The organism is Devosia sp. LjRoot16, assembly GCF_964252795.1.
Taxonomy (GTDB): domain Bacteria; phylum Pseudomonadota; class Alphaproteobacteria; order Rhizobiales; family Devosiaceae; genus Devosia_A.
On record NZ_CAXUPH020000003.1, the window covers coordinates 66,790 to 82,257 of the forward strand.

Sequence of the window (15,468 nt, forward strand, 5' to 3'; positions counted from 1 at the left end):
CGCCTCGTTGGTAACCGTCACTCTCGTCCCCTTTTGTTCAGTCGCCGCAACATCGCTATCTCGCGCTGCCAGGCCTTGAGGTCCTGCGCCGGATAGCCTCCGACTCTCGCGCCCGCCGGCACGTCCTTCGTCACCAGGCATCGGGCCGACAATATGCTGCCATTACCGATCCGCAAGTGTCCCGCCGTGCCCGCACCGCCGCCCACCAGCACGTTATCGCCGATGATCGTGCCGCCGCCGATACCGCAGGTACCAGCGATGAGGCAATACCGACCGATGCGCGAGTTGTGGCCAATCTGCACGAGATTGTCGATCTTGGTACCTTCGCCGATCACCGTGTCGCCCAGGGCGCCACGATCGACCGTCGAATTGGCGCCGATCTCGACGCCGTCCTGCACGATGACCCGACCGAGCTGCGGGATCTTGCGGTTGGAGCGGCCCTGCCCCAGCCAGCCGAATCCCTCGCTGCCGATCCGCGCGCCGGCATGCAGCACGACGTTGTTGCCCAGATACGCACACTCGATCGAGACATTGGAGGCGATCACCGCATTCCGGCCGATCGTCACGCCGCGACCGATCACCGTGTTGGGCCCGATGATGGTATTGCGGCCGATCTCGACGCCGGGGCCGATCACCACATTGGCGCCGATCCGCACACCCTCCTCGATGAAGGGGGCCGGACCGCCAGGCTCGAACAGTCCTGACGCGATACCGCGAGTGCCCAGCGGGTAGAGCCGTTCCAGCAAATCGACGAACAGCTCATGCGGTCGCTCGTCGACGATGGGCACGGTTCCGGCCGGCACATCGGCGAGGAATTTCGGGTGGACGATCACTGCGCCGGCACCGGTCTCGGCGAGCGCCGTGCGGTACTCGGCCTGCGCCGCCAGCGCAAGGTGGTCGGGCTCAGCCAGGGAGAGTTCCTCGGCGCCGCTGATCACCAGTGCGGCTGCCCGCCGCTCGTCGACATCGACCTTCCGGCCCAGCGTCGACAGCACGACACCAAGCGAAATCGGTCCCGACGAGGAATGGAAGCGCGTATCGACCATGGCTGTCATTACACAACAAAGAGGCCGCGGGGCAACCGCGCCGCGGCCTCGATAACCAGGAGGGAGGCCGGCGATTGCGCCGGCCGACCGATTACAGCAGCTGCTGCAGCGTGAGCGAGAAGACCTGGGTCTTGTCGTCCGTCGCCTTGTTCAGCACGTGGGCGAAATCGCCACGCAGCGGACCGAACGGGCTGTCCCAGATGATCGAGGCGCCAACCGAGGACTTGAAGTTCTGGTCGATGCTGCCGGGATCGATGATACCCGCACCGCCGTTGCCATTGCCATCGATCAGAGCCGCGTCGGCCCAGATCGCACCACGAACACCATAAGTTTCCGGCAGGATCGGGATCGGGAACTCGATTTCGGCAGAAGCTGCCACATAACCGGTATAGCCGAGCAGTTCCTGCGAGCTGTCGAGACGCGGACCCATCCCGCCACTCTGGAAGCCACGGACGATCGAGCCCGCGCTGCGGAAGGCTTCCAGCGGGCTGACCCCGCCGCCGTCGAGAGCGGCGATGTAGCCAGCCTGCCCCTTGACGCTACCGATGACGTTCCAGTCCGACAGCAGCGGCATGAAATAACGGGCCTTCGCCTCCGTCTTCAGCAGGTTGTAGTCCCAGCCGATATACTGCTGCGAGAAGGTCGCGTAGATGCCCTCGGTCGGACGCTTGGTATCGTCCAGCGTGTTGTACGCCAGGGAATAGCCGACCCACGCCTTGTTGAAGGTATCCTCGAAGCCGGCAACGTGGCCCGGGTTGAACACATCCGTCCACGGCGCCTCGTGATCCTTCAGCACCTTCTGCTCAAGACCGGTAAAGATCGACGCGCTCAGGTCTGTAGTGATCGGCGCACCGAAGCGGATCTGCCCGCCGGTCGCAGCCGTGCCATAGGTGTTCTTGTCCGTCTCTTCGGTGATGCGGTGATAAACATCGACGCCGGACGAAATACGCAGGCCCATGAAACGGGGCTCGGTGAACGAGAAGTCGTAGCTCTGTCCCGACTCCGACGCACTCACTGCGGCGCGAACATACTGCCCACGACCAAGGAAGTTGCGCTCGGTGACCGACACCTCGCCCAGGAGACCAGCGCTCGAGTCGAAGCCCGCGGTCAGGCCGTAATCGCCGGTCGACTGCTCTTCGACGGTGATGTTGATGACCACCTTATCGGGCGCACTGCCGGCCTGCATGTCGAAGGCGACCGTCTTGAAGAATCCGAGACCCTCGATGCGGGTCTTGCCGCGCTGCACCATCGAACGGTTGAAGGGGTCGCCTTCACCGAAATCCAGCTCGCGACGGATAACCGCGTCGCGGGTCTTGGTGTTGCCGCTGATGTTGATGCGCTCGACATAGATGCGGGCGCCCTCGTCCACCAGGTAGGTGACGTTGAAGGTGCTGTTGGTCACGTCACGGTCGACACGCGGACGAACGTCGGCAAAGGCATAGCCCTGCGCGGTCGCCTCGAAGGCCAGGTCTTCCTGGGACTTCTGCAGATCGGCCAGCGAATAGGTGCCGCCCTTGCCGGTGCGGATCGCACCGGTCATGGCGTCGGGGTTCAGACCCGGGATCGAGGTCTCCACACCGATCGCGCCGAAGCGATAGCGCTCGCCCTCGGAGATGGTGAAGTTCACAAAATACGCATTGCGCGACGTGTCGTACTCGCCGACGGCCGACGTCACCTGCGCATCCGGGTAACCGTGGTTCATGTAGTAGAGTTCGATCAGCCCACGGTCGATCGTCAGCAGATCTTCACTGTAGGTGTCGTCACGGAACAGCCAGCTCAACAGGCTCGTCTCATGGGTCCGGATGATGGACTTGAGGGTGCCCGAGCTGATCGAGTTGTTGCCGGTGAAGTTGATCGCCGCGATGCCGGTGCGCTGCCCTTCATTGACCACGAAGGTGATGCGGGCGCGACCGCTCTCGGATTGCTCGACCCGCGGCGTAACCGTCACGCCCATGTAGCCCTTGCCGACATAGGCAAGGCGGATCGACTCTGCGTCGGCTGCGAGGCCGCCCTCGGTGAAGCTCCCCTGCTCCGCCACGTTGACCATCGCGAGCAGTTGGGCGTCGGAGAAGCCGCTGTTGCCTTCGAACAGCACCGCCGAGATGAGGCGTTGCTGCTGAGCCTGGGCCGCATCGACCCCGATGAATGTACCGCTGACGCCTGCGAGCGGCGCTGCCACGAGGGCGAGCGCTACAAAAACACCGCGCATCAGCTTTTTCGGGTTCGTCATGATTCTTGTTGCCTCGTGCGACCTACGCTGGGAATCGCCATGCACAGCGTCCCCAGCTAACTCCATCAAAAGCTTTTACTGGAATTTTAACCACGGACAAGCCGCGACCGGCTTCGAGGTTAGCGAAAGATTGGCCCTCGTGCATTCCTGCAACACCTAGAAAACTAAGCTTATCCAAGGGTTAACAGGAATGTAGGGGCATTCGAGCAAATGCGTCGGAGGCGCGGCGACAATGTGGCTGCACGCCGCGTTGCGGCGTGCCCTCACCCGAGGCTGCGAATGTAGCTGAGAATGGTGTCGTTGAACGTGGCGAACACCATGAGGGTGAACACCAGTGCCATCCCGAACCGATTTCCAATGTCCTGCACCCGCTGCGGCAGCGGCCGCCCCCGGATCGCCTCTGCAACGTAGTAGAGCAGATGGCCGCCATCGAGCACCGGAATCGGTAACAAGTTGAAAATGCCGATATTAAGCGACAGCGCCGCAGCAAGATAAATGAGCGCTATGGGCCCCAGACTGGCCATTTCGCCGGACACCTTGGCGACTTTCACCGGGCCGCCCAGCTGTTCGAGATCGCCTCGGCCGACAAAGAAATCGCCCAGGAAAGCCACCGTGCGATCGATGGTGAAACGGACCTCTTCGAACGTCATCCCGATCGCCTCGACCGGGTTGGGTCGGTACTGCACGACTTCGGCCTGATCGACATCCTTGGTGACGCCAAGGCGACCGATCCGGTGGTTGTTGCCAAACCGATCCTTGACCGACACGGCCAGTGGCACAGCGGTGACGGTCTTCGTGTGCCCGGCGCGCTCGAATGTAATTGACACTCGACGCTCCGGAGCCGTCGCGATCAGCCGTTGGAAGTCCTCAAAGCCGCGCACCTCGTACCCATCGACCGAAAGGATGCGGTCCCCTCCCGCGAGGCCTGCCTGCCCGGCGATCGATTCCACCGGCACCGTATCGAGCACCGCTGGAATGGTCGTACGGCCATTGCTCAACAGCAGGGCATAGAGCACGAGCAACGTGAAGATGATGTTGGCGACAGGCCCGGCGATCACCACCGCGATGCGTTGCCACACGTTCTTGTTGACGAATAGTTGCCGGCTCAACTCGGGACCGGCGCGCTCAATGAACGCCTCGTCCGGCATGCTGGCTGCGTTCATGTCCCCGACGAAGCGGACATAGCCGCCTAGCGGGATAGCCGAAATCTTCCAGCGCGTGCCGCGCTTGTCGTCGAAACCGATGAGCTCTCGTCCAAAACCGATCGAGAAGGTCTGGATGGCAATGCCGTTCCAGCGCGCCACCAGATAGTGTCCCATCTCGTGCACGAACACGATGATGGTGAGCACCACCAGGAACGGCACCACGAAGGAAAGCAGCCAGAAAACAAAGTCCATGTCGTCGGTTCCGAACGCCCCGCAGTTGCCGAGAACCTAGGGGTCGAATGCGTTAAGATTGCGATAGGACCGGGTGTCGCAGCGTCACCAGTTGAGGAAGCCCGACGCCACTGCGCCCAGGCCGCCATGTAGGGCTCCCACGACGCAAAGGAAGATCGAGCTGAGCGTCAGGCTGTCGAGCCGGTCCATCAGGCCACCATGCCCCGGGATGATGTCACCGGAATCCTTGATCCGGAAACGCCGCTTGATGGCGCTCTCCGCCAGATCGCCGACCTGCCCCAGGATGCTGAGGGCGGCGCACAGCGCGAGGCCAACCCACCACGGCGATTGCGGCACCACCAGCAGCCAGACCACCAGCCCGACCAGGGTGCCCAGCGCAAAGCCGCCAATGGCGCCCGACCAGGTCTTGGACGGCGAAATATCGGGCGCCAGCTTCTCGCCACCAACCTGACGGCCGGTGAAATAGGCTCCTGTATCGGTCGCCCAGATCACGCAGCCGAGCAGCAGGCCGGCCCAGAGGCCACTGTCGAACACCCCCGGCTGGTTCCAGGTTGCGTCGCCGCGGATGAGCAGCAGCGCGATGATGACAATGCCGTAGAAAACCACGCCGCCGATTCGCCAAAGGCGGCTGCCGGGGCTGCCGAATGCTGCAACCACGGCAGCCGCTGCCACGGCGGCGAGCGATGCCAGCGGCCCGAGCGCGGGATAGATCAGTGCGGCAATGACCAACAGGCCGATCAGCGCGCCGCCAACGGTGGTCAGTGGCTTCAGCGTCACCATCCGTTCCCACTCGCGATAGCAGCCGGCAAACACCACGGCGACCAGAGCGGCGAAGACGTAGGAACCGAAATAGAGCCCCACGCCGGCCATGATGAGAAGCACAATTGCCGAAGCGAAACGGGGGCCGAGGTCGGTCCAGGACCGACGGGCAAGCGGGTTGAACTGGGGACGCTGGTCCTCCGGTGCGCTCACTGGCTCCTCGACTCGATCCCGCCAAAGCGTCTGCTGCGCGCGGAATATTCATCGAGCGCCTTGAGGAAAACCTGCTCGCCGAAATCCGGCCAGTTCTCCTCGACGAACACCAGTTCGGAGTACGCGCCCTGCCAGAGCAGGAAATTCGAAACCCGCTGCTCGCCGCTGGTGCGGATGATCAGGTCGGGATCCGGCGTGCCGGAGGTGTAAAGCGCCCGCGCGATGGTCTCTTCAGTGATGTCCTCGACGCGCAGCTTGCCGGACGCCACCGCCTGGGCGATCGCTTTCGTCGCCTCGGTGAGTTCGGATTTGCCGCCATAGTTGAAGGCGACGATCAGCTCGAGCCCGGTATTGCGGGCGGTCTTGACCTGCACTTCGTCGATCAGCCGCTTCAGCGCTTCGTCGAGGCCGGTACGGGTCCCGATGATCCGCACCCGGACATTGTTCTGGATCAGCGTCGCCAGGTCGGAGGCGACGAACCGGTGCAGCAGCCCGAAGATGAAGTTGACTTCATCGCGCGGCCGGCTCCAGTTCTCCGATGAGAAGCTGAACACAGTCAGGTGCTTGACGCCGTAGCGGATCGACAGGTCGACCAGCCGGCGGAGCGCCTTGACGCCCTCGACATGGCCCTCGGTACGCACCTTGCCGCGCGCCTTGGCCCAGCGCCCATTGCCATCCATGATGACCGCCAGGTGGGCGGGAATCTTGAGCCCAGGCTTCTCGTTGAGCGTCGTGGCGACGGCAGTATCGGCGGACATTGACGCCCTCCAGGGGCAGCGCGTTACAGGCCTATACTAGACCTGCATGATTTCCTGTTCCTTGACGGCCAGCACGTTGTCGATATCGGCCACGGCGGCGTCGGTCGCCTGCTGCACCTGATCGCCCAACTTACGGCTGTCGTCCTGGCTGAGGTCGCCGTCCTTCTCCAGCTTCTTGAGCAGGTCCATGCCGTCACGACGGATGTGGCGAACGGCGACGCGCGCCTGCTCGGCATAATTATGCGCAACCTTGGTCAAGTCGCGGCGGCGTTCTTCGTTGAGCTCCGGCAGCGGCACGCGGATCACCACGCCCTCGGCCGCCGGGTTGAGTCCAAGGCCGGAATTGCGGATGGCCTTCTCCACGGCGCCGGCGAGGGTACGGTCCCACACCTGCACGCTGAGCATGCGGGCTTCCGGCACGGTGACCGTCGCCACCTGGTTGAGCGGCATGCGACCGCCATAGGCCTCGACCGTTACGGGCTCCAGCAGGCTGGCGCTTGCGCGTCCGGTCCTGAGGCCAGCCAGTTCGTCCCTGAGCGAGACGATCGACTTCTGCATCCGGTCCTTGAGTGCGGGCAGCGAGAATGCCTCGGCCATCGTAAAACTCCTTGATATCCCGCGTCTTAGCCGACGCGTGTACTCCTTGCCCGGCCGGCCAGGACGCCTTTGAGGCCTTCCTTGTCGTCGAGCGCGTAAACAATTATCGGCAAGCCGTTGTCGCGGGCAAGCGCGAAGGCCGCCGTATCCATAACCCGCAGGTCCTTGGCGATCACTTCTTCATGGCTGATCGTCTCGAAGCGCAGCGCCTTGGGGTTCTTCTTGGGATCCTCGGAATAGACTCCATCCACCTTGGTGCCCTTGAGCAGCACATCGCACCTGAGCTCGATCGCCTTCAGCGCCGCCGCCGTATCAGTGGTGAAGAACGGGCTGCCGGTGCCGCCGGCGCACACCACCACGTAGCCATCGGCCAGCGCCAGGTTGGCGTCGCGGGCCGTGAACGTATCGGCCACCGTCTCCATCGGCACGTTGGAATAAACTTTGACCTTCAAGCCCTTCTGCTCGATGGCGTCGCCCAGCGCCAGCGAGTTGATCACTGTGCCCAGCATGCCCATCAGGTCGCTGGTGACCCGGTCGCCGCCCTTGGCTGCCACGGCCATGCCGCGGAAGATATTGCCCGCACCGATGACGATCGCCACCTGGACGCCGCTCTTGGCGACTTCCGCGATCTGGTCGGCCATGGCGTGGAGGAATTTCGGCTCGATGCCGAAGGACTGGTCGCCGGCAAGCACTTCGCCGGAGACTTTCAGCAGAATCCGTTTGTAGGCGGATTTGGCCATTCGTCAGTCTCCCGAGGTGCACAACAATGCCCGAATCTAGGGGCGTCGCAGGCGGTTATGGCATATTCGGAGGGGCTGTTGACCAGCCCGTCCGAAACTTATCCCGCGTCTTACTTCACGCCGGCAGTGGCAGCAACTTCGGCAGCGAAGTCGGTTTCTTCCTTGGCGATGCCTTCGCCCAGCGCGTAGGCGACGAAGCCCGTCACCTTGATCGGAGCGCCGGCATCCTTCTCGGCGTTCTTGACCACGTCGGCGATCTTGGTCTCGCCGTCGATCACGAACACCTGCGAGAGCAGCGTCACTTCCTCGTAGAACTTGCGCACGCGGCCTTCGATCATCTTCTCGATCACGGCCTCCGGCTTACCGGATTCTCGCGCCTGCTCGGTGAAGATGGCGCGCTCGCGGGCCAGCACGTCCTGGTCGATGTCGTCGGGCGACACGCTCAGCGGCTTGGTGTTGGCGATGTGCATGGCGAGCTGCTTGCCCAGGGCATTCAGCGCTGCCTTGTCACCGGTCGACTCGAGCCCGACGATCACGCCGAGCTTGCCGAGGCCGGGCGCCACGGAGTTGTGCACGTACGAGCCGATCACGCCGTCCTTGACGGTGAGCGTGCCGGTGCGACGCAGGTTCATGTTCTCGCCGATCTTGGCGATGGCGTCGGTGAGTTCGGCCGAAGCGGAGCGACCCGAGCCCGGGTACGGCATCTCGCTGAGCTTGCTCACGTCGCCATCGGCGTCGAGGGCGAGCTTGGCAATGTTGGCGACGATCGACTGGAACTGGTCGTTGCGGGCAACGAAGTCGGTCTCGGAGTTCACTTCGACGATCGCGCCGCGGGTGCCGTTGAGCGACACGCCAACCAGACCTTCAGCCGCGACACGGCCGGCCTTCTTGGCGGCCTTGGCCAGACCACGGGTGCGCAGCCAATCGACTGCCGCTTCCATGTCGCCACCGGTCTCCTCGAGGGCCTTCTTGCAGTCCATCATCCCCACGCCGGTCAGTTCGCGGAGCTCTTTAACCTGCTGAGCGGAAACAGCCATTTGATATCACCTTTCCGCGGCCCCGTTCCGGAGCCGCGCCATTGTTCGAATGCGTAACCCGGAGCGAACCGGATTAGTTGGCGGCAGACGACGTATCGGCGTCTTCGGCGCTGAGCGCCGGCTCTTCCGGAGCCTCGGCGGCAGCACCGAGATCGGCGCCACGGCCGGCGGCCGAACGGCCGATGCCGTCGATGGCGGCGCGCGATACCAGCGAGCAGTAGAGCTCGAGGGCGCGAGCCGCGTCGTCATTGCCCGGAATGGCGAAATCGACGGTGTCGGGATCCGAGTTCGAGTCGACGATCGCGATCACCGGGATGCCAAGGCGCTTGGCTTCCTTAATGGCGTTCGCTTCCTTGTTGGTGTCGATCACGAACAGCAGGTTCGGCAGGTTACCCATGTCCTTGATGCCGCCCAGGTCACGCTCGAGGCGCTCCTGCTCACGGCTGAGGAGCAGCAGCTCCTTCTTGGTCAGGCCATGGCCGCCGTCGGCCTGCTGTGCTTCGAGCTCGCGCAGACGGGCGATCGAGTTCGAAATGGTCTGCCAGTTGGTCAGCGTGCCGCCGAGCCAGCGCGAGTTGACGTAGTACTGGGCGGACTGGCGGGCAGCCTCGGCCACCACCGGAGCGGCCTGGCGCTTGGTGCCGACGAACAGCACGCGGCCGCCGTCAGCGACGGTGTCCGAGATCAGCTGCAGCGCGCGCTGCAGAGCCGGAACGGTCTGCGACAGGTCGAGAATGTGGATGTCGTTGCGGACGCCGAAAATGTGGCGCTCCATCTTCGGGTTCCAGCGGTGCTTCTGGTGGCCGAAGTGAACACCTGCTTCGAGCAGCTGACGCATAGAAAAATCGGGCAATGCCATGGAAGGCTTCCTTTACCGGTTATTGCCTCCGCGAGCGTTTGCGACGGGATGTCCCGCCACCGGTTGGAGCCATCGACCTAAGTGCCGTGGCGCCGCGCTTCGCGTGTGAATTACGCCTGGGTCTCAGGACGCGCCGCGCATATAGGGGGTTTTGCTGTCATAGGCAAGGGTCGCGCCGTCAGCTATCAAACCCGGCATGAGCGAGCTTCGACTAACCTACATTGCAGACGACGACGAGAACCGGCTTGGCACCCTCGTCGTACAGGCACAGTCAGGCGGCTTCGCAGGACGCGCGGAGAGCTATGTGGCCCTCGATCCGCTCCTGCAGTTCGTCGACGACCTTGGCACCTACCCTGTCAACGCTGAGACCGGCATCACCTACTACACTGGCGTGATCGAGGACGAGGTGCGCATTTCTGTCACTCCGCTGACTTCGCGCGGGCACTTGAAGGTTACGGTCGAGCTGCGGCACCGCCGCTGGTGGGAAGATCGGCAACTACCGCAGGTGGCTACGCTCCAGATGGCTACCGACTATGCCGCCCTCGAAACGTTCCAGAGGAAACTCAGCCGGCTGGGATTGGAAGAACAGGTCGAAGCGGTCCTGGCCGGGACTGCTTAGCCCTCGCGGTGGGCACTCTCGACGCCCCTGCCCTTCGAAGCTAGATTGTCGCTGTCCGTGCCGATCGCTTCGATGGCCGCGCGGCCTCGGGGCCCGGCGTCACTGCTCGATGGAGAGGTGTGGCATGGCCTTGCTTTCTGAACAGGCGTTCGAATCTTTGCGGGCCGGCTTCGCGGGCGAGGTCGTGACACCACAAAGCCCGTCCTTCGGCGAGGCCCGAACCGTTTTCAACGCCATGATCGACCACCGTCCCGCCGCTCTGGCGCAATGCGCCACATCGGCCGATGTCGTCGCGGCGCTGGCCTTCGCCGACCAGCACGGCCTCGAAGTCGCGGTCCGGGGCGGCGGGCATAGCGTGGCCGGCAAGGGCAGCGTCGATGGCGGCCTGGTGGTCGACCTCAGGCGCATGAATGCCGTTTCCCTCGACCCCGATCGCATGACGGCCAGGGTCGGCGGCGGCGCTACCATGAGCCACCTCGATCGCGCCACCCAGCCCCATGGGCTGGCGACCACCGGTGGCCGGGTCTCGACGACGGGCGTCGGCGGCTTCACCCTCGGCGGCGGTACCGGCTGGCTCGACCGCAAGTTCGGCCTCGCCTGCGACAACCTGCTGTCGGCCGACCTCGTCACCGCCGACGGGAAATTGCTCACCGCCTCCGAGACCGAAAACCCTGAGCTGTTCTGGGCGCTGCATGGCGGCGGCGGCAATTTCGGCGTCGTGACATCGCTGACCTTCAAGCTCTACCCGCTCTCGTCGGTCACCGCCGCGCTGCTGTTCTGGACGCCGGAACAAGGCCCGGAAATTCTAAGGCAGTTCCGTGACTTCATCGAAGCGGCGCCCGACGAAGTGGGGGGCGGTGCGGTCTATCTGACCGGCCCCGAGGCCGAGTTCGTTCCCGCGGCTCTGGTCGGACAGCTCTCCTTCATCCTGCTGCTGGTGTACGCCGGCGGCGAAGCGGATGCGCGCAAGGCGCTGGCGCCGATGCTGTCGCTCGGGCACGCCGGCGGCATGATCGCCGAAATGCCCTATGCCGATTTCCAGTGCATGATCGATGATCCGCCGGGCTACCGCAATTACTGGTCGGCGCAGTACCTCACCTCGCTCCCAGACGCCGCGATCGACCGGTTCTGTTCCCGGGCGGCCGATATGATCGTGCCCTCCGCTTCACAGCACGTGCTGTTCCCGGGTGGCGGCAAGGTCGCGCGCGAAACGGCGGATTGGCCGGTGCCGTGGCGGAGCGCACCGTGGTGCGCCCACCCGTTCGGCCTGTGGACTGACCCAGCCGATGATGCCAGAGGCCGAAGCTGGGCCCGAAACATCGTCGCCGACCTCAAGCCATGGTCGACGGAGCATGTCTACCTGAACTTCATCGGCGACGAGGGGGCCGACCGCGTGGTCGCCGGGTTTGGTGCGGATCACTACAAGAGGCTGGTACAGGTCAAACGCGAGTACGACCCGCGCAACGTCTTCCACCTCAACCACAATATCGCGCCGGGCTGATGGACCCGGTCGATCGGTCTGGCGGCCGCGACCCCGACCTAGTTCAGCCGGACGTCCACCACGCCTTCCATCGCCTTGATGCTGCCGGCGATCTCTGCGCTGAGGCGGTAGCCGCCCCTGAGCTCGATTTCGTACTCCTTCGCCCCTGCATCGCGGATGACGATGAAGCTGACCTGCCCCTCGCCGCCGGGCTTGAGCTGCGACGCGATCGGAGCGAGGCACTTTTCGGAGCCTGCGAACACCGTGAGGCGGCGACCGACCTTTTCAGCCGCGCCCTCGATCGGCTCGGCCTTGTTCAGGCGAATGCTTATGCCATCGGGGCGTTCATCGGCTTCAACCGTCAGGATCACCGACTTGCCTGGCTGCAGGACATTGGAGAACTGGCTGATCTGCTCGGAAAAGGCGATCACCTCGTAGCCGCCGCTCGCGTCCGACAGGCTGAGGATCGCCATCGGCGTGCCCTTTTTGGTACGCCGATCGTTACGGGACGCAATCGTGCCGGCGATGCGCCCTGCCCGCGCATCGGCTTCCTTCACTGCGCGCTCGAAATCGCTGTACGGCGTCACCCGCAGCCGGTCGAACAGCTCGGCGTACTGATCGAGCGGATGACCCGAAAGGTGGAAGCCGATGGCGCCGTGCTCGCGCGCCAGCCGTTCGGCCGGTAGCCAATTGGTTACGGCTTGATTGAGCAGGATCGGCGGTGGACCATCGAAATCCAGCAGGCCGAGCTGACCGGTGTCACGATCGCTGTTGATCGAGGATGCCGTCGCGACGATAGCGTCGATGGCAGTGAAAGCCTGCTCCCGACGTGGCACCAGTTGGTCGAACGCGCCGGCGTTGACGAGAGCCTCAAGCGTCCGCCGATTGATGATCCTGGCGTCGACGCGCGACGCGAAATCACTCAGATCCTTGAACGGCTTGTCGCCGCGCGCTTCCATGATGTGCTCGGCCACCGCCTGGCCCACGCCCTTCACTGCGCCGATGGCGTAAAACACCTTGCCGTCGTGGGTGTTGAACACCGCATCGGAGCGGTTGACGCAGGGCGGCACGATCTCGATGCCGTGCTTCTTGGCGTCCTGGCGGAATTCATTGAGCTTATCCGTGTTGCCCATGTCGAGCGTCATGGTCGCCGCGAAGAACTCGTGCGGATAATGCGCCTTGAGATAGGCGGTCTGGTAGCTGACCAGCGCATAGGTCGCGGCGTGCGACTTGTTGAAGCCGTAGTTGGCGAACTTGGCGAGCAGGTCGAAAATGGTGTCGGCGAGGCCCTTTTTCAGGCCGTACCTGATCGCGCCCTCCTGGAAGCGCGCCCGCTGCGCATCCATTTCGGCCTTGATCTTCTTGCCCATGGCGCGGCGCAGCATATCGGCTTCGCCGAGCGAATATCCGGAAAGGATCTGCGCGATCTGCATCACCTGTTCCTGGTAAACGATGATGCCGTAGGTCTCGTCGAGGACTTCGCTCAGCGCCTCGTGCGGATACTCCACGTCCTCGCGGCCGTGTTTGCGGTCGTTGAAGAGCGGGATGTTCTCCATCGGGCCCGGGCGGTAGAGCGCCACCAGCGCGATGATGTCCTCGAAATGGTCGGGCTTCATGTCGACCAGCGCCCGGCGCATGCCGGCGCCTTCCACCTGGAACACACCCGCCGTGTCGCCGATGGCGTAGAGCTTGTAGGTCTTCTCGTCGTCGATCGGGATGTCTTCGATGCGGAACTTGCCGTCGCCGCTGCGATTGATCATGTCGACGGCGCGCTTGATGGTGGTCAGCGTCTTGAGGCCGAGGAAGTCGAACTTCACCAGCCCGGCCGTCTCCGACCACTTCATGTTGTACTGGCTGACCGGCATATCCGAGCGCGGATCGCGGTACAGCGGCGCCAGTTCCTGCAGCGGCCGGTCGCCGATGACGATGCCGGCAGCGTGGGTCGAAGCGTGCCGGTAGAGCCCCTCGAGCTTCTGCCCGATGGCCAGCAGCTCGCCGACCTGCTCGTCTTCGTCGGCCAGTTGCCTCAGCTGCGGCACTTCCTTCAGCGAGCGCTCGAGCGTCCAGGGGTCGGCCGGGTTGGCCGGCACGAGCTTCGCAATGCGGTCTACCTGCCCATATGGCATCTGCAGCACGCGGCCGACGTCACGCAGCACGGCGCGTGCCTGCAGCGTTCCGAAGGTGATGATCTGCGCAACCTGCGCCTCGCCGTATTTCTGCTGGACGTAGCGGATCACCTCTTCGCGGCGGTCCTGGCAGAAGTCGATGTCGAAGTCCGGCATCGATACGCGTTCGGGGTTGAGGAAGCGCTCGAACAGCAGGTTGTAGCGGAGCGGATCGAGGTCGGTGATGGTGGTGGCATAGGCCACCAGCGAGCCGGCGCCGGAGCCGCGGCCGGGGCCGACCGGGATGTCCTGCGCCTTGGCCCACTGGATGAAGTCGGCAACGATCAGGAAGTAGCCGGGATACTTCATCCGCTCGATGATACCGAGCTCGTATTCCAGCCGCTCGCGATAGATTTCCTCGGTCTTGCCGGGGGCGACGCCGACCACGCGGAACCGCTCCTCGAGGCCGGTGCGCGCCATATGGGCGAGCGCCTGCGCCTCGGCCGCCACCGCCTCCTCAGCCGATTGGCCGGGGGATGCGGCAAAGGTCGGCAGCACCGGATTGCGCTTCTTGGGCCGGTAACCGATGCGTTGCGCGATCTCGATGGTGTTGTCGAGCGCTTCGGGCAGGTCGGCGAAGAGCTTTTGCATCTCCTCGCGGGTCTTGAAATAGTGCTGGTCGGTGAGCTTGCGGCGTTCGGTCTGCGCCACCACCGTACCGCCGGCGATCGCCAGCAGCGCGTCATGCGCCTCATGGTCGGAGGGGCCAGGATAGAACGGCTCGTTGGTGGCGACCAGCGGAACGCCGCGGGCGTAGGCGTAATCGAGGAGCTTGGCTTCGTTCAGCGTTTCCTGCGGGCGGCCATGCCGCTGCAGCTCGATATAGAACCGGTCGCCGAACAGCTCACGCAGCCGGTCGAGCCGACCCAGCGCAATCGTATCCACATTATTGGCGAACCACGGGTCGATCGCGCCTTCCGGGCCACCGCTGAGGCAGATGATGCCCTCGAGCGTTTCGCGCTGCAGCCAGTCGAGCTTGGCGGCGGCGCGCCCATTCTCGCCTTCGAGGTGAGCACGGCTGACGAGACCGGACAGATTGGCGAAGCCGGTCTCTGACGCCGCCAGCAGCACCAGCCCGCCCTTGCCATAACGGCCACGATCGTGGCCGCGCTCCTGCATGCGATCCTGGCTGTCCTCCATGGCGGAGAAATCCACCGCCAGTTCGACGCCGATCAGCGGCTGGATCCCCTTCCCCGCCGCCTTCTCGGAGAACTCGAGCGCGCCGAACAGGTTATTGGTGTCGGCAATACCGAGCGCCGGCTGCTTGTCCGCCTTGGCGAGATCGAGCAACTTGCTGAGCGGCAGCGCTCCCTCGAGGAGCGAGTAAGCCGAGTGTACATGCAGGTGAATGAAGCCGGGGCCAGCCATTCGTCGTTCCTAACCCCGTGGCGGCACCACGGCCACACACGAGGACGTCAATCCACAGCTCGTCACACGAGTCGGGCAGCGATATCCATCCAGGTCAGCGAGGCGACCGAAAAGCCGCAGATGGTGACGAAAGCCAGCAGATCCTTGACGAAAGAGAGCATCGGAACCTCCAAAGTTTCTGTTCCGTTCTTGTATGTTCT

The 15,468-nt window shown here is 64.1% G+C and carries 12 protein-coding genes; 2 read left to right on the forward strand and 10 right to left on the reverse strand.

Going from position 1 to position 15,468, the window contains the following annotated elements; translation table 11 throughout:
* Positions 1–17 precede the first annotated feature (17 nt).
* From lpxD to rpsB, 9 genes are all read right to left on the reverse strand, one after another.
* Positions 18–1,046 (reverse strand): UDP-3-O-(3-hydroxymyristoyl)glucosamine N-acyltransferase, encoded by a 1,029-nt coding sequence (lpxD, locus tag ACSQ23_RS14705; protein ID WP_436091059.1) that lies wholly within the window; start codon positions 1,044–1,046, stop codon positions 18–20.
* A gap of 91 nt (positions 1,047–1,137) precedes the next feature.
* Positions 1,138–3,276: an outer membrane protein assembly factor BamA gene (bamA, locus tag ACSQ23_RS14710; protein WP_055996625.1), complete on the reverse strand. Its 2,139-nt coding sequence runs from the start codon at positions 3,274–3,276 to the stop codon at positions 1,138–1,140.
* A gap of 263 nt (positions 3,277–3,539) precedes the next feature.
* Positions 3,540–4,673: an RIP metalloprotease RseP gene (rseP, locus tag ACSQ23_RS14715; RefSeq protein WP_055881570.1), complete on the reverse strand. Its 1,134-nt coding sequence runs from the start codon at positions 4,671–4,673 to the stop codon at positions 3,540–3,542.
* An 84-nt stretch (positions 4,674–4,757) separates the two neighbouring features.
* Positions 4,758–5,645: a phosphatidate cytidylyltransferase gene (locus tag ACSQ23_RS14720; protein ID WP_055996627.1), complete on the reverse strand. Its 888-nt coding sequence runs from the start codon at positions 5,643–5,645 to the stop codon at positions 4,758–4,760.
* Complete coding sequence (locus tag ACSQ23_RS14725) at positions 5,642–6,403, reverse strand: isoprenyl transferase (protein WP_055881576.1); 762 nt, start codon at positions 6,401–6,403, stop codon at positions 5,642–5,644. The genes ACSQ23_RS14720 and ACSQ23_RS14725 overlap by 4 nt, the downstream gene beginning before the upstream one ends.
* A gap of 36 nt (positions 6,404–6,439) precedes the next feature.
* Positions 6,440–7,000, reverse strand: a complete 561-nt coding sequence (frr, locus tag ACSQ23_RS14730) for a ribosome recycling factor (protein WP_055881578.1) — start codon at positions 6,998–7,000, stop codon at positions 6,440–6,442.
* Positions 7,001–7,026: 26 nt separating this feature from the next.
* Positions 7,027–7,740: a UMP kinase gene (pyrH, locus tag ACSQ23_RS14735; RefSeq protein ID WP_055881581.1), complete on the reverse strand. Its 714-nt coding sequence runs from the start codon at positions 7,738–7,740 to the stop codon at positions 7,027–7,029.
* A gap of 110 nt (positions 7,741–7,850) precedes the next feature.
* The gene (tsf, locus tag ACSQ23_RS14740; RefSeq protein WP_055881584.1) at positions 7,851–8,777 is read right to left on the reverse strand and encodes a translation elongation factor Ts; all 927 of its coding nucleotides are present in this window, start codon (positions 8,775–8,777) and stop codon (positions 7,851–7,853) included.
* Between the two features lie 73 nt (positions 8,778–8,850).
* Positions 8,851–9,636, reverse strand: coding sequence for a 30S ribosomal protein S2 (rpsB, locus tag ACSQ23_RS14745; protein ID WP_055881587.1), 786 nt, complete (start codon positions 9,634–9,636; stop codon positions 8,851–8,853).
* A gap of 196 nt (positions 9,637–9,832) precedes the next feature.
* On the opposite strand from rpsB, the gene ACSQ23_RS14750 reads away from it, so the two are divergent.
* Positions 9,833–10,255, forward strand: coding sequence for a hypothetical protein (locus tag ACSQ23_RS14750; RefSeq protein ID WP_436091060.1), 423 nt, complete (start codon positions 9,833–9,835; stop codon positions 10,253–10,255).
* Between the two features lie 124 nt (positions 10,256–10,379).
* The gene (locus ACSQ23_RS14755) at positions 10,380–11,756 is read left to right on the forward strand and encodes an FAD-binding oxidoreductase (RefSeq protein ID WP_436091061.1); all 1,377 of its coding nucleotides are present in this window, start codon (positions 10,380–10,382) and stop codon (positions 11,754–11,756) included.
* Between the two features lie 38 nt (positions 11,757–11,794).
* On the opposite strand, the gene dnaE is transcribed toward ACSQ23_RS14755, so the two are convergent.
* Positions 11,795–15,268 (reverse strand): DNA polymerase III subunit alpha, encoded by a 3,474-nt coding sequence (dnaE, locus tag ACSQ23_RS14760; RefSeq protein ID WP_436091062.1) that lies wholly within the window; start codon positions 15,266–15,268, stop codon positions 11,795–11,797.
* Positions 15,269–15,468: the final 200 nt, after the last annotated feature.

What these genes read in the sequence shown, in the direction of transcription:
- rpsB (WP_055881587.1), bottom strand. Translation starts at nt 9,636, where the DNA reads ATGGCATTGCCCGATTTTTCTATGCGTCAGCTGCTCGAAGCAGGTGTT.
- ACSQ23_RS14725 (WP_055881576.1), bottom strand. Translation starts at nt 6,403, where the DNA reads ATGTCCGCCGATACTGCCGTCGCCACGACGCTCAACGAGAAGCCTGGG.
- dnaE (WP_436091062.1), bottom strand. Translation starts at nt 15,268, where the DNA reads ATGGCTGGCCCCGGCTTCATTCACCTGCATGTACACTCGGCTTACTCG.
- lpxD (WP_436091059.1), bottom strand. Translation starts at nt 1,046, where the DNA reads ATGGTCGATACGCGCTTCCATTCCTCGTCGGGACCGATTTCGCTTGGT.
- tsf (WP_055881584.1), bottom strand. Translation starts at nt 8,777, where the DNA reads ATGGCTGTTTCCGCTCAGCAGGTTAAAGAGCTCCGCGAACTGACCGGC.
- ACSQ23_RS14755 (WP_436091061.1), top strand. Translation starts at nt 10,380, where the DNA reads ATGGCCTTGCTTTCTGAACAGGCGTTCGAATCTTTGCGGGCCGGCTTC.
- pyrH (WP_055881581.1), bottom strand. Translation starts at nt 7,740, where the DNA reads ATGGCCAAATCCGCCTACAAACGGATTCTGCTGAAAGTCTCCGGCGAA.
- frr (WP_055881578.1), bottom strand. Translation starts at nt 7,000, where the DNA reads ATGGCCGAGGCATTCTCGCTGCCCGCACTCAAGGACCGGATGCAGAAG.
- ACSQ23_RS14750 (WP_436091060.1), top strand. Translation starts at nt 9,833, where the DNA reads ATGAGCGAGCTTCGACTAACCTACATTGCAGACGACGACGAGAACCGG.
- rseP (WP_055881570.1), bottom strand. Translation starts at nt 4,673, where the DNA reads ATGGACTTTGTTTTCTGGCTGCTTTCCTTCGTGGTGCCGTTCCTGGTG.
- bamA (WP_055996625.1), bottom strand. Translation starts at nt 3,276, where the DNA reads ATGACGAACCCGAAAAAGCTGATGCGCGGTGTTTTTGTAGCGCTCGCC.